Source organism: Clostridium sp. UBA4548 (assembly GCF_002387895.1).
Lineage (GTDB): Bacteria > Bacillota > Clostridia > Clostridiales > Clostridiaceae > Clostridium_J.
Window position 1 is genome coordinate 114,107 of sequence record NZ_DGLI01000001.1, and the last position, 22,549, is coordinate 136,655.

Here is a 22,549-nt window from a genome sequence, read left to right on the forward strand (position 1 = left end):
CATTTAAATTCGACATGTTTTTGATAATCTTTCATCATATTTCGACATTTACCTATGAATTATATTTTATTTATGTTATTTATGTTATTTATGTTATTTATGTTATTTTAATCTCACATTTTTATCCATAATAATTTTATTTTGGATTTAGATCATCAGTTTCCTATCATTTTATTTTACCCTTTTAAGTTTAATTCTGTTTTTTCATCAAATTAGAAACTTATTCTTTTGCTGATTATCACATTACCCTGCTTTAGTTATACATTAATTCCTTTCCTATGGCGGAAATATAAACTTTAAAGAAACTTACCTAAGTGATTCTTATAAAAAAAGGTTATCCTAACAAATTTAGGATAACCTGATAAATTATATAATCTAATGCCTTTCACTTTAAGCTTTCCTTCTACTTTAACAAGAAGTTCACTAGATAACGGTATTATTAGATAATTTTGTTAAGAAAGTTCATTTACTAATAGTTTTTTCCTAGGTCTATATGCAATCCAGAAGGTGTAGAGACTCTCGTTAACTTACCTCCTTTCATAAAAATTTATAGAACTAGATATAATAAGTAGCTATAAAGAGAACTGATTACAATGAAGGTCAGTAATATGGGTATAGTCTTTTTTATTAAATCTATGAATGAAGTGCCATAATGCTCTACTACTATTGCTAAACAAATGTGAGTCGGTGAAATCTGCATAGCAATATAGGTTGTACACATGATTATTATCATTAAGGCTAGTCCACCATTTGGGATAGTAGCATATGCTAAAGGTACAGCAATAGCTATCATACCTTGGCCACCTGCCACTAAAGTGCCAAAGAAAAATAAAAGCATAAAAATAATCACTGGTGGAATTGGTAGTGCTGAAAAGTATCCAGGTAATCTTTGAATAACTCCTGTAAATGTCAAAATTTCTTTAAACATCATAATTACAATAGTAGTTAATATTAGTTTGCCTTCTATTGCCGATTGAAACATTGGTTTTATCTCTTCAAAGCTAAATTTGTTTAGAAGAAACGAAAGTATTATAATAGGTACAACTGCATAATGAACAGGTGTTTTAAACACTAAGATAATTGCAATGGTGAATACAATTGGCCATAAGCTAATTATTAGATTTTTCACATCTTCACCTTTGTTAGTTGATTCTTTCAGCTCAATATCTTTGAGAATTTTTTTAACATACATAAAGTACCCTAATAAAAATAATACAACCACCATGGGTAGCATTGCTATTACGAAAGCTGTCATATCTACCCCCGAAAGATTTAATGCTAATAATATGGTTGAATAGGTGGGTAAAAAGGCTTCTGAAATATGCCTAAAATAGCTAGTAATAAAAGTCTTCTCCTCCTTGCTTATATAGTCTCCACCTGCATTGTCAACTATAGGAGAAGCTATTAGAACTGCACCAGCAGATGGTAATAAGCCAATTATAAATGGAGCAACCATGGCATTTACTCGTCTGTTGTTAAATAAATTGCTTAAGGATTTTTCTGCTAGTATTAAATGATCTCTTTTTTCCATCATTCTTTGAAGAAAGGTAATTGTATAAAAGGCTAAAACCAGATTAATTGTATCTAAACTAAAAGCTCCATGTTTCATAAGTTTAAAAGATTCTAAAGGATTTATTCCATATAAGAAAATTGTACCTAATATACCAGCGAATATTGATATGTATAGAGGCTTTTTTAGCTTTATTACTATAACTATACAAGAAAATATTAATATTAGTTTGATAATGTCCACAGTAGTCCCCCTTCAATTTTCTAAAATCATTATGGAGTTGTATTTTTAACTTAGCTACTAACTCTTTTATCCACAGAATACCATTAGTATTTTATCTATTTAAAAGATGATATTTATGTTATTTTATTACCTTTTCCAAAACTTCAAAATGTATTATAAAACTATTGTGGGCATTCTTATTCATTGTTATAATCACACTTCTGACATTGAGCCATTATATGATCACTTCCACTCTTATGATAAGCTCCAGACCATTTACAAATACTTTGTAAAATTGGCACAACAGATTTCCCTTTCTCCGTTAATGAATACTCAACCTTAGGAGGAATTTCATCATATTGTTCCCTTCTTACTATGTTATCTGAAATTAACTTCTTTAAAGTGGCGGCTAATACTGCATCTGTTATATCTGTCATTTCATTGCGAATTTCACTATAACGTAAGATATGCTTTTCAGCCAGCACACATATAATGCGTGAATTCCACTTGCCACCAAAGATGTCCAACCCATACTCTAAAGGGCATCTAATTTCTTTTTCCAACTTTGGTTTATACATATGCCATTCCTCCAATACTCCTGATACATAAATTATAACCTTTGTTGCTATCTATGAACAAGTTACTATGAAATTTATTAGTTACTCATAAATTTGCTCATATCTTTAACCCATGGAGCTTTCTTTATATACTCTAATTACACAATAAATATACCAATATTTAAGGAGGATTTTTTTAATGGAAGTAAAAGCTTATCTTGAAATCACAATGAAAATTAACAACGAAAAAAGGACTGCTGCAGCAAAGGTTTATTCAGATTATCGCACTCCATTTTTGAAGAGCATCTCAGGTGCACTTACTAAAGATCTTTTAATTCGCCCTGAGGATGTTCAGGTACTTCATGGATTTGACAGTTTAGAAAATGCAAAATTATATTTAGACAGTGAGTTATTCAAAAATGATGTTTTTGTAGCTCTCAAGCCCTTATGGGATACTGTTCCTGATGTAAAGATATATAGTGTAGCATAATTAAAAATTATATTCAAAGCCGTACAACATCCTATTTGTACGGCTTTTTAAATATTTTAATTTTACCTATATCTTGTTGATATCTTTTCATATGCTTCATATATAGAGCTAACAGAAGGTCCTCCCAATTCAAAAAAAACAAATTATAATTCTTGATTTTTTCTAACATCTGTTTTATCTTAATAATATTCTTAAGCTATGTATTAAGAATATTTTATTTATACGATATAATAAAATATAAATACATATAAATTTATATACCGGAGGGTGATTCATTTGAAAAAGGCTCGAAAAATTACATCACAAGGTAAGCTTAGACTAATTTCTGTCTTTTGCCTACTCACTCTTATTTTTACTATACTTCTGTCTAGATTATTTTATATAATGATAAATAAATCTAAAACCTATAAAGCTCTGGCACAATCACAGTGGACAAATCAAATGAAGATATCGCCTCGAAGGGGTAATATCTTGGATAGAAATGGTAACAAACTTGCAGTAACAGTTGATGAATACAGAATAGATCTAGATCTTGTTACCTTAAATCAAACTCTTAAAGATAAGAAAATTACTATAAGTGAATTAGCTTCAACACTCTCAAGCATTTTAGATATGAAATCAGAAGATATTAGTGGAATATTTGATAAAAAACTTGATAACGGTGACCCTATTACCTCGGCAATTTTAAAACGAAGTGTAGAAAAATCCCATGCTGATGAAATTAAGTCCCTTGATTTAAGAGGCATCATAATATCTCCAGAACTTGAAAGATACTACCCCAATAATAATTTATTATCTCAAGTTATAGGTCATACTGATTATGATGGGAAGGGTATTACTGGGGTTGAATTTAACTATGGTAAAGAACTTGAGGGCATCTCAGGCCTTAAGGGCTTTGAGGCAGATATTGCTGGAAATCAACTGCCCTATGATTCTTTTAATGTAAATGCAATTCATGGTGAGGATATTATTCTGACAATTGATCAAAACATACAACTAATGGCTGAAAAAGCTGCTGAAAAAGCACTTAAGGATAACAAAGCTAAATCAGTTTCTATAACAATAATGGACCCTAACAATGGAGAAGTGCTAGCCATGACAAATAAACCAGATTATAATTTAAATTCCCCTTGGGAGGTTGGCACTACTTCAGAGGAAATTCAAAATGCTTGGAAAAACAATGCAATACAAAGTGCCTTTGAACCTGGCTCCATCTTTAAAGCAATCACTGCTGCAGCCGCATTAGAAAACAACTTAGTTGATGAAAATTATAGATTTACTTGCAATGGAAGTCTTAAAGTTGGAGACAAAACAATATATTGCTGGCAAAGAAATGGACATGGTGAAGAAAACCTGATTGATATATTAAAGAATTCCTGTAATGTTGGCTTTATGGAGCTTGGTGAAAAAATAGGTAAAGAAAAATTGCTAGACTTTGTAAAAAAAATGGGGTTTGGTGTAAAGACAGGCATTGACTTACCTGGTGAATCTACTGGAATTCTTTCGCAAAGTAGTTCTATAGGACCTGTGGAACTTGCTACCATGTCTTTCGGACAAGGAGTAGCTGTTACTCAAGTTCAATATTTAGCCGCTTTTAATGCCATTGCAAATGGTGGGACCTTGATAACTCCTCATATAATGAAAGATGTTGTACATTATGAAGGCGACACAAAAGTGGTAGATAAGAAATTTGATCAGTCTAATGAAAAAAAGGTTATAAGCGATAATACCTCCACTAAATTAAGATTTGCCCTTGAAAAGGTTGTAACTGACGGAGTAGGAAAACCTGCTTTTGTTGAAGGGCTTCGTATTGGAGGAAAGACAGGTACAGCTCAAAAATCCAATTCTTCTACAGGTCAGTATGAGTCCGAAAAATACATAACCTCTTTTTCTGGCATGGCTCCTGTGGATAATCCTAAAATAACAATGCTAATAACTATAAATGAACCTGATCCTTCAAAATATTATGCTGCACAAACAGCAGCACCTGTTGGTAAAACTTTATTTACTGACATTATGAATTATTTAAATACTAAGGCCCCATAGTATATGGAAACCACTTCAACTTCGGAAACCTTCTTAGAACACAAAAAGGATTACCATAAACTTGGTAATCCTTTTATTATAATTAATTACTTCCTACTGAAATTCTACTGACCCGCCTGCTTGTTTAATAGCACTTACTATGCCCGCTAAATTTAAACCATTATTTCCACCTAATAAAGGAATTCTTACTATTAGACATATTCCACCTGGAGATGTTACTTCTAAAAGATTTAATAAATTAATTGTAGTTCCAGCCGGAATATTAATTCTTAATACTGTCCCTGGCAATTGTGGGCAATCATTTTGTGGATGTTTATCTTCATGATTATTATTACAATTCTTATTATAAGTGTTAGGAGTTATATAATCCTCAAACATTTAAATCACCTCGTATTATTTTCTGTACTATATCCTATTCATACACATGGACAAGCGTTACAGTTTTTTTATATAAATTACTTACCTTGATTCTTATAACTATGAATCCTTGAGATGAGCAATGCAATATGGCTTAATATTCCTTTTATATTCCTTAATGACTTAATATTATATTATAAAGATTTTATAAATTTAATCGATATTATAATTTGATTATCTCACAAAAATGCTTTCTTAAAAGTCACCGAAAATCAGTTGTGCTACTTACATTAATAAAGCCCTTCAAATTACATAGTGGAATTTAGGTGTGGCTTATTGTGATTTAATCATAATTTATATTATTCATAAGCAAAGCTTTAGGAAAGAAGGGATCAAACTATGAAAAACTTAAGAATGCGTCTCAAAATATTAACTTTATCAATAACAGCCCTACTTATAATTTTAGTAGTTGCTGGCGTAGGCTTCCTAAATATCCAGGATACCAATAGTGACTTAGCTTCCTTGTATGATAATAATCTATTACCAGTACAATATCTTAATGATAACAGAAACCAAGCTAGGGCCATTGAGGCTGATATTTATGCCACTATTTTAAATGTTGGCAATAAAGGCACGCAACAAGAAAAAGTAAGCGATATAGAAAAAGAAATAAAAGTTTTGATGATAATTTTAGTAAATACAAAAAACTAGATTTGGATAAATTCGAAACTGATTTGATTCCAGTGCTGGAAGAAAACTTGAAAAAATATAGAGAAGGTAGAGATGAAGTAATTAAACTAGCCTTAGAGGGAAAACAAAGTGAAGCTGCTACTAAATTCGATTCCACACAAATTCACCTTGATGCTTTTCAAAAGAACTTAAAAGATTTAGCAGATTATAATATAAATGATGCTGAAAAAGTAAAGATCCGCAATGATGAAGGTGCCAAAGCACTTACGAGATTTTATATAATTTTAATACTAATATCAACAGTTATAGGTGTTGTTATGTCACGTTTAGTTTCAACTAGTATTGTAAAGCCCTTACTAGCTATAAAAGACTTTGCAAACAGACTTAAAGACTCTGACTTTACAACTCCTATTAACCTTCAAAGAAAAGATGAGCTAGGCCAAATTGCAGCAGCTCTTAATGAAGCACAAAGTCAAATAAGTTCTCTTATAGGTGAAGTTCAAACTTCTGTTAATGATTTAAGCTCGGAAAGTGAAGAGCTTTCTGCAACAGTAGAAGAAATCACCGCAAAACTTGAGGAAATAAATATGACCACAGAAGAAATTGCCTCATCTGCACAAGATGCAAGTGCTGGAGCTGAAGAAATTGCAGCCTCTACTGAAGAGGTGGATGCAAGTATTCAGGAACTTTCCTCTCAAGCTCTGGAGGGAAGTAATAAGGCAGATACTATTAAAAGCAATGCTACTGCAGTGAAAAAGGAAAGTAATGATGCCTTTGAAAAACTACAAGCAATTCAATTAGAAAAGGAAAAAAACATTCGTGAGGCTCTTAAAAAAGCTGAAGTGGTAGAAAATATAAAAATGATGGCAGATGCAATTTCTAGCATCTCAGAACAAACTAATCTTCTTGCACTGAATGCAGCTATTGAAGCTGCAAGAGCTGGGGAGCAGGGAAGAGGCTTTGCAGTGGTAGCTGAAGAAGTTAGAAAGCTTGCTGAACAGTCCTCACAAGCTGTAGTTAAAATTCAGGAAACAATCTCAGAGGTAAGAGAAGCCTTCTCTGATTTAAAAGAAAACAGTAATGAAATCTTATTCTTCTTAACTAATGATATTTCAGACCAATTTAAGAAGTTCCTTGAAGTGAGCAAGGACTATTATGATAGTGCAGATTTCTATGCTAAGGTTTCAGAAAACATAGCTTCTATGTCTGAAGAAATAACAGCCACTGTAGATCAAGTTAATGGTGCTATACAAGATATGGCCTTACAAGCCCAAAATACTAGTGAGAGTTCTGAAGGTATAAAGGGTGGAATTAACGAGACTTCCATTGGTATGAATCAGGTTTCAGTAGCTGCTCAACATCAAGCTGAGATGGCAGAAAAACTAAGCGAGTTAGTTTCAACATTTAAAATATAATAATATTACTTATTTAACAACTCCATTTATAGACATCTATAAATGGAGTTGTTTTCACTTTAAACCTTCTTATAATAATTGCTATCATATTCTATAGTTAGCTCAGTGATGCCTGCTTTCATCAGCTTTTCTTCTATTATATGTTTCTTTTCATTACTTTCCATATTATTTACAGTGTTAAATACTCCATCAGCAATTGCTGTGAATTGTTTCATAGGTATGCCTACTGCTAACTCATGATCTTTCCAGCCTGCTCTATGTCTAGTACCAATACAAAGTGCTGATATTTGCATATCTTGAGTAAGAAAAGTTTTTGCAGTACATTCATAGCATATAGCTTGATTCCCTACAAATCCAAAATTACTTCTTGCTCCATAGTGATAGGAATAACCTTGTACAATTCTCATTAAATTATAGGAGTTAGTTACAATTAAAGCAATGTCAGGCTCACTGTCAAAATTGCTTAATGGTTGAACCAAAACACCATAAGGGTTGGCTTTTGAGTATGTAAGGCTTTCCCTCACTTGTTTTGAAACTTCAGCATTCTTGTATAACCCTAATCTGGTCCAAACTTGTCCACTTTCATTTACCGTATCTTCTATAAACCCTAGAGTTCTGCCACCACTAGCACAGGCTAACATATCTCCTGTTACTTTAAGGGCATTTCCACATGCCCCACTTTTTACCATACCACAGTAGTTAATTTTTTTTATAGGGCACTGCACCTCTAGTGATTTATATTCTTTTTCAGAAAAAATAAACTTAATCCCGACAATTTGTCTTTCTAGTTCTAAAGAACAATTTAACTTTATCAAAGCTTCCTTCCAAGTTAGTTCCATATACTTCCTCCTTCTATCCTTTTAATGATATATGAAACAGTACAGTTATTTTAATAACTGTACTGCAATGCTACACCTTTTTTTAAATTATTTCCCTAGATTATTATGTATTAATAAAAACTTTATTTCCCATTGTATTCATAATGAGTAAACACACCTGGAAATTTAGCATCAATTTCATCTCTTACGGATTTTACTTTTAAAGCTTTTGCAAAGTCTATAGCCCACTGTTTATCCTTGTTTTCTGCTTTAACAATAGGGCTAATTGGATAATCTACAGATTGTTTATCACGTACTAAGTATTTTGAAGGATCTTTTTTTGCATTAAACATGTGGGTAAAAAACACTAATGCTCCATCCATATCTTGTAGGCTTCTTACAGTTTGAGCTTGCTCCATATCAATGATTTGAATGTTTTTAGGATTTTTTGTTACATCTGTTATAGTGTAAGAACCAGTATGGTTTTTTTCTAATTCAATTAATCCTGCATCTTGAAGTACACGCATACCAATATCCATATTCATAGCATCGTTCATAATTGCTATTTTAGCACCATTAGGAAACTCTTCTACAGATTTATACTTTTCCGAATATAAACCAATTCCAGTGTAATAGCCATAGGGTTCTACCATATTTAAATTTTCATTTTGTCCCTTATTGAAGGTTTCCATGAATTTTTTATGTTGTCCCATAGAAATATCCACTTGTCCATCATTAGCTGCAGTTATAGATAAAACATTTGAATCAAATAGCACGAATTCTGTCTTATATCCTAATTTGCTGTATTCTTTTTCTACTGCATCATAGGTTACTTTAGAAACTTCGGTTCCTCCTACTTTAATCACTTTCTTTTCCTCTTCTTTTTTTGCTGTGCAACCTACCAACAATGATGCTACCATCATTGTTAATGTGATAATCTTTAGTAGTTTTTGTGTTCTTTTTTTCATTGTTTTCTTCCTTTCTATTTCAAAATTTTATAAATGAACCTGCCTAATCTTTGAATTAGAAGAACCATTAATAATAAAATAGCTACAATAAAATACATTATTAAATCATCGAACCTTTGATACCCGTATGCAAGGGCTACTGCTCCTAATCCTCCAGCACCTACAGCACCAGCAATAGTTGTAGTGTTTAGCATATTTATAATCATCATAGTGAGATTAGATACAAGATTAGGTAGAGCTACTACATACATTACTTTAAACACAATTTGAAAGGTTGAAGCTCCCATTGACTTTGCTGCTTCTATAAGTTGCTTGTCCACTATTCTTAATGAACTTTCAACTATCCTAGTTGCATAAGGTATTCCAGCTATGGAAATTGAAAAAATTGCTGAATTTACTCCAACAGTTGTACCTACAATGAGTCTTGTCAAAGGCATTAATGCCACAATAAGAATTAAGGTTGGAAAAGCCCTTAATATGTCAGCACTTTTATCAATAATAGTAAATATAAATTTATTTGGTGTTAGTCCTTCTTCGTCAACAAGCACTAATATAGTGCCTAAAATTAATCCTATACTAATAGAAAACAGAGACGAAAAGAATAAGATTTTTACTGTCACCCATATGGCAGGAATAATCACAGTTGGCAAATATTTTAGTAAACGACTATTACTTGCATCCATCAACAACTTCCTCCTTGGGTAACACCTTAAATTCAATATTTTTATCTCTTAAGAAATTTATGGTTTTATCAAAATCTTTATCATCAATATTAATAGTCATATTGTTATAACGTGTAGAGTCATAATTATAAAACTCACTATCTAGCAACTTAAAATCCCCTGAAATACTTTTACCTAGCTGAGAAATTAATTTACACTCCTTATCTAAATTAATATTAATACTCATATTAACGCCATTTTTAGGAAACATCATTTCTTTTTCTCCCAATAATCTTAAAAGAGCTTCAGGCTTGTCAGCAAATAACTTAACCACACTACCTGATTCTGTTATTTTGCCTTGTTCTAAAATTGATAGTTCATCACATATGCTTTGTACAACGTCCATTTCATGGGTTACCACCACAACAGTAATATTCATATCTCTACTAATTTGTCTCATAAGACTAAGAATAGATTTTGTAGTATTGGGATCTAGTGCTGATGTAGACTCATCAGATAAAATGTATTTCGGTTTTAGAGCTAAAGCTCTAGCAATTGCAACTCTTTGCTTTTGTCCTCCACTTAGTTCACTAGGACGAGCATGTATTTTATCCTCTAACCCTACTATCTGAACCAATTCTTTTACTCGTTGATTAATGTAGTCTTTTTTATATCCCCAGCATTCTAAGGGAAAAGCAATATTTTTATAAACTGTTTTTCTATCTATTAGTGAAAAGTGCTGAAAAATCATGCCAATATCTTTTCTGAAATTGCGTATCTCATGGCCATTCAAATCTTCAACTTTTACACCATCTACAAGAATTGAACCACAATCATATTGTTCTAACCCATTTATACATCTCAAAAGTGTTGACTTACCTGCACCACTTTGCCCAACAAGGCCATATATCATTCCAGTTTCTATTTTTAAGTTAATACCATCTAATACCTTAAGATTACCAAAGGATTTTCCCACATTTACAATTTCTATCATACTTTCTCCTTTATTATTCACTGTTAGAAATAGTAGCTTTTACTCTATTTTGTCATTTTATAAAACTTCATGTCATACATTGTGAAATTATACACGTTTATGATATATTTTAGAAATAGTAATAACTAATGGATAAATAACCACCTATTAGTTAAATCTATAGCATTAAATCAACAGCAAACGCAGATTTTCATATAATATTTACTATACATGTGAAGGAAATAATAAATCTCTTAGTAGAGTAGTAATCTCAAAACCCCTATAAAATAAAAATATCAGTAGGTATCTTATTGTAGGGAACCAGAGTTAAAACTTAACTTATAAATGAGTCCTACTCTGGTTTCCTTAAGGGTTTATGAATATGAATAAAATTCATCATGAATAGGTTAAAATTCTATCATGAAACCCTATATAAAAATACTTACTGATGTTTTGTACATTATTAAAAGTCCTGGAGAAACTGTGTCTACTATATTAACTTAAGTCCTCCCTAATTTTATGCCATAACTTATAACATCCTCCAGATTTTTTCCATAGTAATCCGCCCCTGTTTCTTCGCAGGGATTCTCACAATTTAAATATGCAGCTCCACCAATTATTATTTTTGGAGCATTTTTCACAAAGTGATTTTTAATTGCAGTTATAGTATTTTTTGCTGAATCTATATGGTAAGGTAGAGTGGTTGATATTGCAACAATATGAGGTTTTTCCATTTCTATTGCATTTATAATGCTTGCAACTGGCAAGTTTGACCCTAAATAAATTATGTTATACCCTTCTAGCTGAAGAAGATCTGTAATCATCCTTAAACCAATATTATGCATTTCTGGACCTGATGTAAAGGCAAGAATAGAGTACCCTTTTCCAGGTAACTCATCTTCCATTGCCTTTAATTCTCTCATAATATCCAAAAGGGCCTCAGATATAAAATGCTCCTGCCATACATCTATATGACCCTTTTCCCATAGAGTTCCAACTTCTACTAGCACTCTTTCTATAAGTGTAAAGTATATATCTTTAACACTGTAACCTTGTTCATAAAATTCCTTTACTATTTCCCTTGCCAATTCTCTTCGTCCTTTAATTAGGTATTCCAGCAGAATTTTATACACATTATTAAGCGTGACCATGGAAATGCTTATTTTTCTCTCCTCATTATATAATAGGTTCTCTTGCTCTCTTCCTAAAAGGTAATCAATTGTAACTCGAAAAAAGTCAGCAATTTTATTTAGTTTTTCAGCATCAGGAGTTCTTGTTCCTTTTTCGTAATTTGCCACAGTAGTCTGCCCTACCCCTATTGCCTTTGCCAACTGGTTTTGAGTACACCTTTTATGTTCTCTAAGTTCCTTTATTCTGCTAGAAAGTTCTATATTCATAAAATCACAGCTCCTTTCACTTTAGTTTTGCTATAGAATAATTTATTAACCTTACTTTATTTTCTAATAAATCTTACTATTATTATATCTTCTAATACCCCCACTTAGCTTATTTGTAAAATCACTTACTTCTCTTAATATCTTCTAAAAACCAATTTATGTCTTTTCTTAGGACGTTGATTATAAAAATATCACACTTAGTAATTTATATCAATATTTTTTTGTTGCAATTATCTTTTTCTTCTTGATTTATTACTTTTCGTGATATATTATATTAATATAAACAGCAACTAATAATAATTATCCATTAATAACTAATAGAGATAAATAATAACCAATAAATTTTTTTTATATTTAACTTGATAGTTAACTCTTTAAAATTGCTAGATTATCTGCTAGTAGTTTTCTAAAACATTTATAATATTGCTTTTATACTATATAGTGATTTTTAGATAAGTTTTTCAATTAGGATGATAAAAAGATAATTAGATTTATAAAAATTTCTAATATAGGGAACCAGCGTTAAAACTTAGCTTATACTGGAGTCCTCCTCTGGTTCCCTTAAGGGTTTATGAATATGAATAAATTAAAATTTCATCATTGAACCCTATAACTTGTTGTAAAAAAAAGAAAGGAGATATTTTATGAACAGTTTTTATGATGAATTTATGCAAATTATTGAAACAGAAAATCGTGAAGCGTCTTTAGATTTTATTTTATCCAAAGTGAAAAATCGTGACCTTGACATTGTTACTCTTTATACCCACATACTAACCCCTTCTCTAAATACCATGGTTGAAAAACCCAATGACGTAGCTTTTATTTGGAGGGAACATGTAAGGAGCTCTATTATAAGAACTATTATAGAAAATTGTTACCCTTTTGTTATTAAAGAAAGGGAAGAAAAATACAAAATTAAAACTGATAAGAAAGTTGCTGTGGTTTGCCCTTCTGAGGAATATCATGAAATTGGTGCCAGAATGGTTACTGACTTTTTTACTCTCTTAGGCTATGATGCTACTTTCGTTGGAAGCAACACTCCTAAGAATGAGTTTTTACAAGCCCTAAACACTATAAACTTCCATTACATTGCACTTAGTGTATCAAATCCTTATAACCTTATTGCAGCTCGTAAAACTATTGAAACTATAAAGGAAGTGGATTCTAAAGTTAAAATATTAGTAGGAGGAAATGCCTTTAAGCATAAGGAAAACTCTTATCTAGATGTTAAAGGACATATATTTATTGATACTTTTGAAGACATAATGAAACTTGCACAGGAGGATAACCATGAGGCTACCATTTAAAATTGCAGTACGTTTTTTAAAATCAAATAAAGGTCAAACCGCACTTATTGCTCTTGGAATTGCAGTTGGAGTATCTGTGCAAATCTTCATTGGTTCTCTCATACAAGGACTTCAAAAGGGTCTTGTAGATAAAACTATCGGAAATTCCCCACAAATTACTATAACTTCAAATACTGATGATAAGACAATTAGTGATTATGAAGATATAGTTACTAAGGTATCTAAAAATAATGGAGTTATAAATCTTTCCCTAGCTGCTGATGGACCAGCACTTATAAAAGAAGATAGTAAAAATTACTCTGTACTAATTAGAGGTTTTAATATAGAAGCTTCAGATAAAATTTACAATATTAAAAATAGAATCTATGAAGGAAAAGCACCCCAAGAAGAAAATGAAGTTATTATAGGAAAAGAGCTTCAAAAGGAGCTAGGCATAAGCCTTGGAGAGGAACTTGAAATCTTCGCTAACTCTAGTGGATTAAAAACTTTAAAAGTTGTAGGTTTTTATGATATTAAGGTTGCTTCTTTAAATAAATCTTGGATGATCACTACCCTAGAAACTTCCCAAAACATTTTTTCTATGGATGATAAAGTTACTTCCATTGAAATGCAAGCAGAAAATGTTTTTAGTGCCGACATTATTTCTGAGGAAATAACCTCAAGTATTCAAGGTGACCTTAAAGTAGATAACTGGAAAGCTCAAAATGCAGAACTTTTAAGTGGTCTTAATGGTCAAAGTATTTCAAGTCTTATGATACAAGTTTTTGTACTAGTGGCTGTAGTTCTAGGAATTGCTAGTGTACTTGCTATAACAGTGGTTCAAAAATCTAGACAAATCGGAATTCTTAAGGCAATGGGAATTACGGATAGATCTGCTAGTCTTATCTTCCTCTTTGAAGGTTTATTACTTGGATTTTTAGGAGCAATTCTAGGAGTTGTTTTAGGATTATTCCTAAGCTTTATGTTCACAAAATTTGCTTTAAATCCCGATGGAACTCCAGTGGTTCAGCTTTACATTGATTATGGTTTTATAGCACTTTCAGCTTTAATTGCACTGGCTTCCTCAACCATAGCAGCTTTAATTCCAGCAAGAGGTTCTTCAAAACTTAACCCAATAGAGGTGATAAAGAATGGCTAATATAATTGATTTAAAAAACATAAATAAAATATATGGAACTTTAGTTAAAACTCAAGTACTTTATGATGTGAATCTATCTTTTGAAGAAGGTACCTTTAACTCTATAATTGGAGCTTCAGGAAGTGGAAAGAGTACACTTTTAAACATCTTAGGGACTTTAGACAAACCAACTAGTGGACAGGTTTTAATAGATGGACAAATAACTGATACCATGAAGAAAAATGCTTTGGCAGACCTTAGAAATCAAACCATTGGGTTTATCTTTCAATTCCATTACCTTCTTCCAGAGTTTACTGCTCTTGAAAATGTATTGATGCCCTATAATATTAAAAATTCAAAACCCTCAAAGGAAAGTATTGCAAGGGCTGAAGAACTTTTAGACTTAGTAGGACTATCAAAGGTTAAAAACAATCTAGCTACAAACATGTCTGGTGGTCAGCAACAAAGAACTGCCATAGCAAGAGCCTTAATGAATAACCCTAAAATAATCCTTGCAGACGAGCCCACAGGAAACCTTGACTCAGATTCTACAGAAACTATATATAATTTAATGAGGGATATCAACAAAAAGTTTAATACAACTTTTATAGTAATAACTCATGATAGAAAAATTGCTGAAAAAGCAGATAGAATTGTAGAAATTAAAGACGGAAGAATAATTATGGACATATAAGGGCTTAAGAATCTATCTGAAATAAATATAAAACACATATCTATATCACCTTATATTGATATAAATATGCGTTGGTATAAATAGATATAGATAAGTATTGATATCTATATCTATTTTTTTATTCTTGTCCTCTTAAGAAGATATAGTGTTTAAGTCACTTTCAGATCTTTTACTAAAAAAAACATGTAAAAACACTTTAAAGAATGATCCTAAAATCCTTCTTTGAACACTAGCTATTTGAAAACCCAAGTTAAAAACTACTTGCCCTTTTTATGACACCACTGACCACAAAACTCTGCCTCTTTACTGCATAATACTTCAGTTGAACTACATTTGGGACAAAGTTCCTTATCTTGCTGAAAGTTAATATCGTAGACCTCACCACAATCCATGCACTTAAATTTACAGTGGTTTGTAGTGTAGTTACCACCTTCTATCCTTATAGCTTTTCCTTCTGTTAAAGCTACGGCTACCTTTTTTCTGGCACTATCAATTATATTTTGAAATGTCTGTCGTGACACCTGCATTCTCTCTGCGCACTCTTCTTGGTTTAATTCTTCTATATCCTTAAGCCTCATAGCTTCTAATTCTTCAACTTTTAGCATAACTTCTGCAATTTCACATTTTGGTTTTCCAAAAGGTACAAAGTAGTTACTTTCTGGGAAAAATTCTACTCTTCTAAACTTTACTGGTCTTGCCATTATTATCCTCCCAACATTTTCTTAATGACTATATGAATACTGTAGGGCATTAATTTATACGTTACCCATACATTACTAACTTTAATGCTTTATTGTGAAGAATAAGATATTCTTTCACTTTAGAACTCCATTACTATAGTCCAAAGTCATTTTTAAAATTCATCTTCATTATACTACCAAACTAAATAAATTTGTACGTCTATTACTAAGTTTTCTTCTAGCTTACTCTTCATAATAGATAATGGAAATATTATTTTATACCTACTAAATTGATTATTTATAAATAAAAAAATAATTGCATATTTGACATACTTTTAAATGAGGTTTATTATAATTATATCAGGCATATGCCAATAACTTTTTTTGTATTTTATTTTATTATTTTATATTGGAGGTTATATTATGAAAATTGCATTACCATCTCGTAATAATTCTATTGATAGTCACTTTGGACACTGTGAGTACTTCACTGTTTTTACCGTTGACACTAATACTAAAGAAATTCTTTCTTCTGAGCAGGTAACTTCTCCAGCAGGCTGTGGCTGTAAGTCAAATATCGCTTCAGTTCTTGCTGACATGGGAGTTAAGGTTATGCTTGCTGGAAACATGGGTGACGGAGCTGTAAACGTACTTAATAATGTAGGTATTCAGGTATTACGTGGCTGCTCCGGAGATGTAAAAGCTGTAGCTTCTAAATGGCTTCAAGGTGCTGTTGTTGATTCAGGAGACTCTTGTCATGCTCATGATCATGAGTGCCATAACCATTAAAAATAATACTAACTATTTTAACTAAACAATAGTCCTTAAGTAAGTTATTATTTTTATGGAACCAAGGTCAAGGGGTAAGTAATACCTTACTCCTACCTCGGTTCCTAAATATAATTTAACTTTAACTTTATTAACATAAATTTCCTATAAAACCACTCTTCTTCATATCATCTACATAATATAATTTTAAAATATAAGTATGATAAAGTTTATTTATATTCGTTCCCTTGAGTAGGTAAACTTTCATATTTATAATAAAAAGGAATCTGTAAGCCAACCAGTTTCCTTTTTATTTAGTATTCTTTGCAATTATTAAGTATTGTAAAGAAAATACATTATAATTGCCCTTACCTTCATATTATCTACATATTTTTATACTAAAATATAAATGTAGTAAGGTTAATCAATACCCCATCCCAAAATTGATTAACATTTCACTGAATTAACAAAAATTTTCATTTTTGTTAAAGAGTAATCAGATTATAAATTTGATTACTCTTTAATATTTTTTGAAGCTGCCTTAGTTTTTATTTTTTCAAAAGGCTGATATAATGTGTGTAGAATATTCATAAAGGAGTTATTACATGAAATTTTATTTAGCACCCTTGGAAGGAATTACAGGCTTCATATATAGAAATTCTTATAAAAAGATTTTTAACAATATTGATAAATACTTTACGCCTTTTATTGTACCTAATACTAGTAAGAATCTTAAAACTAGAGAGTTAAGAGATATATTACCTGAAAATAATGAGGAAATTAACATAGTACCTCAAATACTCACCAATAATTCAGAGGGTTTTATTACTACTGCTAGAAAATTAAAAGAGCTAGGTTATAGCGAAGTTAATTTAAATTTAGGCTGTCCTTCTGGCACAGTAGTTGCCAAAAATAGAGGTTCAGGGTTTCTAGCAAAGCCAGAAGAACTGGATATGTTTTTAGATGAAATATTTAAAATGGAGGATATGAAGATTTCTATAAAAACTAGAATAGGAAAAGATAGTCCTGAGGAATTTTATGAACTTATTAAAATCTACAACAAATATCCTATGGAAGAATTAATTATCCATCCTAGAACCCGACAAGATTTTTATGGAAACAAACCTAATTTAGAAGTGTTTAAAGATGCCTTAGCTTTAAGTACTAACCCTGTGTGTTATAATGGTGATATTTTTACTGCTGATGACTATGATAAATTAACAAGTGCTTTTCCTGAATTAAATACAGTAATGTTAGGAAGAGGTATCCTTGCTAATCCTGGATTAATTGATTTAATAAAAACTAATGCTAAGCTAGACAAAAAAGTATTAAAAGACTTTCATGATGAAGTTTTAAATAGTTACATAGCATTGTTTAAGGATGATAATATCGCCATCCTTAGGATGAAAGAACTATGGAGCTATTTGATTTACATATTTTCAGATAACAAGAAGTATAGTAAGAAGATTAAGAAGTCTCAAAACTTAAATGATTATAAAACAGCTGTGTTTACTTTGTTTTCAGAGCAAGAAATCATTAAAGGAGCTGGATTATTTCATAGTGAACTTTAAGGCAACTTAAGTTTACAATTAATTATTAGACTAAGCTTTCATATAACCAAGTCTGGTTTTGTATTTTAGATTCCATATTGGACTAAAACACAAGGCTCCACTCTAAAGAATGATTATAAATCAGGTACTTACGAATTAATGATGTAATTCAAGAAAAATTCTAGTTTTATGTAGTTCACATTTTTTAGATAACTAAAGAGCTCATATGAAAATAACAAAAACAGTGTACTTATTGCAAAGAATAAGTACGCTGTTTAAATCTTTTTGTACCTTATTATATTATTTTATTATAGATGTTGACTTCTTTATCTCCCGCTAAAAACTTTCCTATCATAGGTACAATTCTTGTAAAGTGCTCTGTTTTAAAGTGCTTCTCTAAAAAGTCTCTATTTTCCCACTCTTCAACCATTGTAAGTATTGTAGGGTTTTGTGTATCTTGATATAATTCATACTTAATACAGCCCTGTTCTTTTCTAGTTTTTTCCACTAGCTCTCTGTATAATTCAATAGCTTCATTAATTTTATCCTGTTGAATAAAGTTTTTTGCAACTACTTTTACCATTTGTATCCCACCCTTTTTTGCTATTATTTCACAATTATCATTTTTTTATAAACTCTAATAAAATTATCCCACTATTAGAGATCAGTAACAAAGAACTAATATCCTTTGTTACTGATTTCACCTTAGCAGAGCTTATATAAAATAATTATAAATACTACCTTAATTAATAGCAAGTACCCACTATTTTGTATTGTAGTATATTTAATATACTCTTCAAATTAGGAGCTTCCAAAGTGAAGTTGTATCTTTTTCACTTTCAAGGTGAGCTGTATTTAAATTATTACTTAAGGAAGCTTTTATTGTTGATGAAGAAGGTGTTATGTTAACTCCTTCTAAATATATTAGTGATGCTGTTGGAAAAACTAAAGTTAACATGGAAAAAATAAAACTAAGTATTGATTACAATGCTGAAATCACCTATTTCAATTATCGTAATCAATAAGCCTATGGCTCTTATTATGAGATACCTGATACGGGGTGGACCATATTTTTAGAGAAAGAAGCTAAAAGTGCAAATGAACTAAAAAATAAAATGATAAATTGATTTTTTTAAATATGATTGTAGAAATTTTTGTCATAGTTGTGGTTGAAAAACTCTATTTGTCTTATTTAAGTTGATATGACAACAAGGAAACCCATAAGAAAAAAAGATGTTAAAATAGTAGCTATAGGGAACTAATGTCACTTATATTTTCTTCCTACTTTGGTTCCCTTAAAACTTTTAGGTGAAAATCTATTTCATTAATCATGAATGAAATAGATTTTCACCTAGTAACCCTATAATTAATAGGGTTACTTTAGCTTTAATCAACTCTTTTCGCAGTAAGTTGATTATTGTCTTTTGTTACCTCCAAGGTTCCAAGAAGGTTTTTATAATTGCTATTAGCAACAAATTTCACTCCCTGTGTTTCTACCACTAAATCATTTTCTTTTTGTTCATCCAGAACAACTGCAAACTTGCTACCACTTCAACACATTCCTGCTACTACAAATCTTACAGCAGTTTTGTTTAGCTTTTTTAAAAGCTTTATAATATCCTCAAGAACAGTTGGAGATACTACCACATTAAAATTAGACTTTATCTCTTGTTCTAGTTCTCTATTTTTCTTTAAAAATGAAAACATCCCCATAAGTTACCTCCTACTACGATGAAATTTATACTATATATTTCTATAGTGAAACTCTAATTAAATAATCTTAAGGCTAATTTAAGATCAATGAAGTTCATCTTGAATTAGTTAAATTTTCACCACCAAAGCTTATACTAACTTTGCAGTTAAAAATTTAGCTAATTTTACTTTCATTATAATAAAGTATTATGAAGATTTTATGTAATATAAATCCTTCTCTTTAAACATATTTATTAGCATTTTACTAATTTTGCCCTACATAAGGAAGCCCTTTCTTAGAAGCACTAGCTAAAATGCTAAAGTGATTTTTCTTTAAGGCTCCAAAGTTATGTACCCTACACTTTACTCCTCTCTTAATTCTCTTAAGTTTTTTTAAATATTTAAATATATATTTATCTGGGGGATCTATAAAATACAAAATTTAAAAACACTAGATTTTAGTAAAGCCCTCCCTCTTTGAGAATTCTTTTTAAACCCAGTGTTTTTAAAATACCTCTACCTATAATTTATTCTTTTCAGTATTTCCTTGGGTATACTAACAAATACCCCCGTGTCTGCCTCCTTACTAGAATAATTTATAGTTTTTTCACAGGAGGCTTCCTTACTACAAGCAGCTATTTTGTTTTTATTAGGTATATTAAATTTAATTTTTTTTAGATTTTCAAATATCTTAGGTATGTTTAACTTTCCATATCCACTTTCAGGATTAGGATAGCTTACACCTTCATCCTTTGAAGTTGCACCTATGATATAATTTCTGATGCTTTGAGCATAAAGGTTTGGATTATTACCATCCACTATACCCCACTGAAACATTAAAGCTACTGTGCCAGCTAATATAGCTCCTGCTACACCAGAGCCACATCCTACTATAAGCTTATTTTCAAGGCCTGTAGTAATAATTCTATAGGATGCAGTAATTACATCTGGTTTTATTCGCCCATCTCTGGTGAAGCCTTTTCCTGATTCTTCTATTAACTCTCCTGTATCTTGATTATAAAACCCAGTACTTATCATATTCCTAGCAGTAGAAGGTGTAACTACAGTAATAAAAGGATCTGGTTTTAGAAACCTAGTTTCCTTCTGCAAAAGGTTTTTTTGAGTCATCCAAGCGTCATATCTACCATTAAGAAGTTGTTCGGCCTTAAGCGTTATTTTCCATACTCCTGGTGTTAATCCCCTAATTAAAAATTCCAAATTATTATCAGGAACTACCTTCTCTTCTGAATAGTTTTGAATAGTTATAGTTGAGGAACTAAGGTTAAAAGTAATACTTTCTCCTTGATTAGTAGGTGTTTCAATTTTTTCTACTGTACTTCCATCTGGAGCAATTATTCCAACTGAAACTTTATCTGGCTGAATTGTATATAAGGATATTATAATATTATTTTCTCCCTCAGCTATATTTATATCTATGGTGTCTTGCCCTCCAGTTTCGAAAAGATTACCGCTAGTGTGGGTATCTCCTGTACCTTGAACCCCTACAGTTGCTACTGTAGCAAAACCTCTCCTTTCAGTAAGAAAATCTATATATCTCTCAAGTACTGTGCCTCCATCATGTCCCCCAAGATTGCTCCCTAGTGGAATATAAACCACCATAGGTTTATTTAATGCTTGTTGTAAAGTTGAAAGATAATCCATTGCTTCTGCTATATCTATTCCTTCATAAACTCCCGCTTCAGACTCTTCTATGGCATTTACCACTAATATATTTTTTTTTGCCTTTTTTAATTTCACTATAGCAAATTCGCAATTAGGTGCTACACTTGAAAAAGCTTCAGTTTGATCTAATTTTCTTCCCCCAACAATACCTGCCATTGCTGTACCATATCCTGTTTCATCCCTATGCTCCACTTTATCATAAGGATTTTGTCCAAGAGTATTAAGCTTTATAGCTTCATTTATATCCAATCTTGTAAATTCTTTTCCATAAATAATGCTATGATGCCTTTTTCCCATATCAATGGTTTGATCCCAAATACTTATTATTCTGGTAGTTCCATCTTCCTTCATGAACCTTGGGTTGAGATAATCTATGCCTGTACTTATGATTCCAACCACTACACCCTCTCCATTATAGGGTACGTTCCCCTTTTCTATCCCCTTAGGACTGAAGGGTCCTTCTTCTAATACTGTTGGTGTTAGTGTATAGGGGAAATTTTTATGCAAGATTGTTATTTCAGGAACACTTTGTAATAAAGTATTAAGCATACCTTGTTTAACAAAAATAGTTCCAAAAAAATTATCAGTATAATACATCTTAGCATAATCAATATTTTTCAATCTTTCCTGAATATCTCCTGTAAATTCCACAAAATAAGCATCATATCCTTCATTAAAAAAGAGTTCTTTATAATTTACTTCTTCAACCTCTTTACTACCCTCAGTAGTTGAATTTGCCTCCCTGAAATTGCTAAGCCTTTCCCCTTTCATTGCTCCCCTCCTATAGACTAAGTGCTTTATACAAGCTTATACCTACATAATAAACCTTTTCATTATATGTTACGATAATTCTAAGTTTCATTACATACCTATAATTACATTATATTAGCTTTTATCTATATAGTTCTTCAAAATGAAATAGGTCTTATTTATTCTTTACTAAATTACTCGAG

Annotated in this window: 21 protein-coding genes and 1 pseudogene; 10 read left to right on the top strand and 12 right to left on the bottom strand. The window is 31.1% G+C overall.

Translation table 11 applies throughout. From position 1 onward, the window contains the following. Positions 1-547: 547 nt before the first annotated feature. The gene (locus tag B3040_RS00640; protein WP_291569335.1) at positions 548-1,753 is read right to left on the bottom strand and encodes a DUF401 family protein; all 1,206 of its coding nucleotides are present in this window, start codon (positions 1,751-1,753) and stop codon (positions 548-550) included. 176 nt (positions 1,754-1,929) lie between these two features. Then, positions 1,930-2,310 carry a winged helix-turn-helix transcriptional regulator gene (locus B3040_RS00645; RefSeq protein WP_291569336.1) on the bottom strand — a complete coding sequence of 127 codons (381 nt, stop codon included), beginning with the start codon at positions 2,308-2,310 and terminating at the stop codon, positions 1,930-1,932. Between the two features lie 178 nt (positions 2,311-2,488). On the opposite strand from B3040_RS00645, the gene B3040_RS00650 reads away from it, so the two are divergent. Together B3040_RS00650 and B3040_RS00655 are read left to right on the top strand one after the other, a co-directional pair. Then, the gene (locus B3040_RS00650) at positions 2,489-2,779 is read left to right on the top strand and encodes a hypothetical protein (protein WP_291569337.1); all 291 of its coding nucleotides are present in this window, start codon (positions 2,489-2,491) and stop codon (positions 2,777-2,779) included. Positions 2,780-3,055: 276 nt separating this feature from the next. Beyond that, a complete protein-coding gene (locus B3040_RS00655) occupies positions 3,056-4,825 on the top strand; it encodes a stage V sporulation protein D (protein ID WP_291569338.1) in 1,770 nt (589 codons plus the stop codon). A gap of 93 nt (positions 4,826-4,918) precedes the next feature. On the opposite strand, the gene B3040_RS00660 is transcribed toward B3040_RS00655, so the two are convergent. Further along, the gene (locus tag B3040_RS00660; RefSeq protein WP_291569339.1) at positions 4,919-5,203 is read right to left on the bottom strand and encodes a hypothetical protein; all 285 of its coding nucleotides are present in this window, start codon (positions 5,201-5,203) and stop codon (positions 4,919-4,921) included. Between the two features lie 393 nt (positions 5,204-5,596). Here B3040_RS00660 and B3040_RS00665 point away from each other — a divergent pair. Both B3040_RS00665 and B3040_RS00670 read left to right on the top strand, forming a co-directional pair. Continuing rightward, positions 5,597-6,339: pseudogene (locus B3040_RS00665) on the top strand (MCP four helix bundle domain-containing protein); the annotation flags it as partial. 120 nt (positions 6,340-6,459) lie between these two features. After that, entirely contained in the window at positions 6,460-7,287 is an 828-nt protein-coding gene (locus B3040_RS00670) for a methyl-accepting chemotaxis protein (protein ID WP_291569431.1), read from the top strand. Between the two features lie 59 nt (positions 7,288-7,346). On the opposite strand, the gene B3040_RS00675 is transcribed toward B3040_RS00670, so the two are convergent. The 5 genes from B3040_RS00675 to B3040_RS00695 form a co-directional block, all read right to left on the bottom strand. Next, entirely contained in the window at positions 7,347-8,126 is a 780-nt protein-coding gene (locus B3040_RS00675; protein WP_291569340.1) for a DUF169 domain-containing protein, read from the bottom strand. 122 nt (positions 8,127-8,248) lie between these two features. Then, entirely contained in the window at positions 8,249-9,073 is an 825-nt protein-coding gene (locus B3040_RS00680; protein ID WP_291569341.1) for a MetQ/NlpA family ABC transporter substrate-binding protein, read from the bottom strand. Between the two features lie 14 nt (positions 9,074-9,087). After that, positions 9,088-9,756: a methionine ABC transporter permease gene (locus B3040_RS00685; RefSeq protein WP_291569342.1), complete on the bottom strand. Its 669-nt coding sequence runs from the start codon at positions 9,754-9,756 to the stop codon at positions 9,088-9,090. Continuing rightward, positions 9,743-10,750 carry a methionine ABC transporter ATP-binding protein gene (locus B3040_RS00690; RefSeq protein WP_349679154.1) on the bottom strand — a complete coding sequence of 336 codons (1,008 nt, stop codon included), beginning with the start codon at positions 10,748-10,750 and terminating at the stop codon, positions 9,743-9,745. Before B3040_RS00690 ends, B3040_RS00685 begins: the two co-directional genes overlap by 14 nt. A 458-nt stretch (positions 10,751-11,208) precedes the next feature. Continuing rightward, positions 11,209-12,105, bottom strand: a complete 897-nt coding sequence (locus tag B3040_RS00695) for a helix-turn-helix domain-containing protein (protein ID WP_291569343.1) — start codon at positions 12,103-12,105, stop codon at positions 11,209-11,211. 644 nt (positions 12,106-12,749) lie between these two features. Between B3040_RS00695 and B3040_RS00700 the strand changes: the two genes are divergently transcribed. Genes B3040_RS00700 through B3040_RS00710 form a run of 3 tightly spaced genes read left to right on the top strand, consistent with a single transcriptional unit; the run spans position 12,750 to position 15,223 of the window. Then, positions 12,750-13,412: a cobalamin B12-binding domain-containing protein gene (locus tag B3040_RS00700; protein WP_291569344.1), complete on the top strand. Its 663-nt coding sequence runs from the start codon at positions 12,750-12,752 to the stop codon at positions 13,410-13,412. After that, positions 13,396-14,550, top strand: coding sequence for an ABC transporter permease (locus B3040_RS00705; RefSeq protein ID WP_291569345.1), 1,155 nt, complete (start codon positions 13,396-13,398; stop codon positions 14,548-14,550). Before B3040_RS00700 ends, B3040_RS00705 begins: the two co-directional genes overlap by 17 nt. Beyond that, positions 14,543-15,223, top strand: coding sequence for an ABC transporter ATP-binding protein (locus B3040_RS00710; RefSeq protein WP_291569346.1), 681 nt, complete (start codon positions 14,543-14,545; stop codon positions 15,221-15,223). The genes B3040_RS00705 and B3040_RS00710 overlap by 8 nt, the downstream gene beginning before the upstream one ends. 257 nt (positions 15,224-15,480) lie before the next feature. On the opposite strand, the gene B3040_RS00715 is transcribed toward B3040_RS00710, so the two are convergent. Beyond that, entirely contained in the window at positions 15,481-15,924 is a 444-nt protein-coding gene (locus B3040_RS00715; protein WP_291569347.1) for a DUF134 domain-containing protein, read from the bottom strand. A 402-nt stretch (positions 15,925-16,326) separates the two neighbouring features. Here B3040_RS00715 and B3040_RS00720 point away from each other — a divergent pair, with 402 nt between their 5' ends. Next, positions 16,327-16,692: a NifB/NifX family molybdenum-iron cluster-binding protein gene (locus tag B3040_RS00720; protein WP_291569348.1), complete on the top strand. Its 366-nt coding sequence runs from the start codon at positions 16,327-16,329 to the stop codon at positions 16,690-16,692. 584 nt (positions 16,693-17,276) lie between these two features. Continuing rightward, complete coding sequence (locus B3040_RS00725) at positions 17,277-18,242, top strand: tRNA dihydrouridine synthase (protein WP_291569349.1); 966 nt, start codon at positions 17,277-17,279, stop codon at positions 18,240-18,242. A gap of 274 nt (positions 18,243-18,516) precedes the next feature. Here B3040_RS00725 and B3040_RS00730 read toward each other — a convergent pair whose 3' ends face one another. Next, positions 18,517-18,804 carry a putative quinol monooxygenase gene (locus tag B3040_RS00730; RefSeq protein ID WP_291569350.1) on the bottom strand — a complete coding sequence of 96 codons (288 nt, stop codon included), beginning with the start codon at positions 18,802-18,804 and terminating at the stop codon, positions 18,517-18,519. A 319-nt stretch (positions 18,805-19,123) separates the two neighbouring features. On the opposite strand from B3040_RS00730, the gene B3040_RS00735 reads away from it, so the two are divergent. Then, positions 19,124-19,246 carry a hypothetical protein gene (locus B3040_RS00735; RefSeq protein ID WP_291569351.1) on the top strand — a complete coding sequence of 41 codons (123 nt, stop codon included), beginning with the start codon at positions 19,124-19,126 and terminating at the stop codon, positions 19,244-19,246. A gap of 526 nt (positions 19,247-19,772) precedes the next feature. Here the strand turns inward: B3040_RS00735 and B3040_RS00740 are convergent. Both B3040_RS00740 and B3040_RS00745 read right to left on the bottom strand, forming a co-directional pair. Beyond that, the gene (locus tag B3040_RS00740; RefSeq protein ID WP_291569352.1) at positions 19,773-19,934 is read right to left on the bottom strand and encodes a hypothetical protein; all 162 of its coding nucleotides are present in this window, start codon (positions 19,932-19,934) and stop codon (positions 19,773-19,775) included. Between the two features lie 495 nt (positions 19,935-20,429). After that, positions 20,430-22,367: a S8 family peptidase gene (locus B3040_RS00745; RefSeq protein ID WP_291569353.1), complete on the bottom strand. Its 1,938-nt coding sequence runs from the start codon at positions 22,365-22,367 to the stop codon at positions 20,430-20,432. Between the last annotated feature and the right edge of the window lie 182 nt (positions 22,368-22,549).